Origin of the sequence: Streptomyces silaceus (assembly GCF_001419745.1) — a bacterium.
In the GTDB taxonomy this organism is placed as follows: Bacteria; Actinomycetota; Actinomycetes; order Streptomycetales; family Streptomycetaceae; genus Streptomyces; species Streptomyces silaceus.
Map to the genome: position 1 here is coordinate 1 of NZ_LIRJ01000681.1, position 1,379 is coordinate 1,379.

General features: G+C 72.8%; 1 protein-coding gene and 1 pseudogene. Both read right to left on the reverse strand.

Going from position 1 to position 1,379, the window contains the following annotated elements; genetic code table 11:
* Positions 1–623, reverse strand: a pseudogene (locus tag AOK22_RS38615) (hypothetical protein); the annotation flags it as partial.
* A 59-nt stretch (positions 624–682) separates the two neighbouring features.
* Positions 683–1,378: a GntR family transcriptional regulator gene (locus AOK22_RS38620; RefSeq protein ID WP_055703291.1), complete on the reverse strand. Its 696-nt coding sequence runs from the start codon at positions 1,376–1,378 to the stop codon at positions 683–685.
* Position 1,379 lies beyond the last annotated feature (1 nt).

Here is a 1,379-nt window from a genome sequence, read left to right on the forward strand (position 1 = left end):
GCGAGCTGGGCGTCGGCGAGGCGGCCCCGGCTGATCAGGACCTCCAGCTTCACCTCGGCGGCGATCTGGGCGCTGGTGACGTCCGTGTCGAGGGCGCCCACCAGGACGTTGACCGCCTCGTCGGTGGTGCGCAGGTAGACACCGCCGCCGTAGCCGGGGACCTCTTCGAGGAGTTTGAAGTCGTAGTCCCTGCGGACATACGTGCCGTCAGGGGCGAAAGTGCCGTATACCGCGCGGAAGCCCCGGTCGACGCTGCCGACGTTGATCAGGTTCTCCAGGACCCAGCGGGCGACGCGCTCGTGCTCGGCGGCCGGGCGGCTCGGGGCCTGGGCGGCGACGCGCGGGAGCAGCCTGGCCACGATCTGCTCGTGGTCGGCGCCCGTGTCGAAGTCCATGTTCAGCGTGACGAGGTCGATGGCGGACAGGGCCACCTCCGCCATCGCGTACACCGAGTACTCGCCCGCGAGGTTGGCCTTGCGGGCGTCCAGGTCGTGCAGCGGAGCCGTGCAGGCGAGGGCGCGCAGGCGGCGCGCCAGGCCCTCGTCGGCGGCCGGGCCCAGAGCGGGCCGCGGCCCCGCGCTGAGCTGGGGCGGAGCGGTGTCCGTAACGGCAGGCGAAGTCACGGTGCACAGACTAGGTCCTCGGTCTGACAACGGTCGAAACGGCGCAGACCCGGCAGGGTTCAGCCGCCGGTCCGCGCGCCCTCCGCACCGCGCTGTCCGTACGCGTCGAGCACCCTGCGCAGCGAGTCGTCGAGGTACTCGGCGAGCAGCGCCTCGGCGTCGTCGCGCCGCCCTTCCTGGAGCGCTTCGAGGAGCTGCTGGTTGCGCGCGAGGTAGGGCTCGTGGAGCCGCCGCGGGTCGTCCACCACATGGAAGGCGAGGCGCAGTTCGGCGAAGACGCTGCGCATCAGCTCGTCGGTGCGGGCGCTGCCGGCGAGCGCGACGAGTTCGCGGTGGAAGTGGATGTTGGCGGTGGACACGCCCTTCCAGTCGCCGGTGCGCGCGGCCCGCCGGCCCTCCGCCACGGCGTCGGCGAGCCCGTCCACCGCGAACGGCGGTTCGCCGAGCCCGCGCACGACCGCGCATTCGACGAGGGACCGGGTGCGGTAGATGTCCGCCACGTCCTCGTCGGTGAGCACGCGCACGAAGACGCCCCGGTTGAGCTGGTGCTCCAGCAGGCGCTCGTGCGTGAGCAGCCGGAAGGCCTCGCGCAGGGTGTTGCGGGAGACGCCGAGCGCCCCGCCGATGCTGTCCTCGGACAGCCGCGTGCCGGGCGGGAAGAACCCCTCGGCGATGCGGCTCCTGAGGATGTCCGAGACGCGCTCGGCCGTACTGGTGCGCCCGAGGAGCGCACGGTCGTCCGCCAGTCCGCCCACT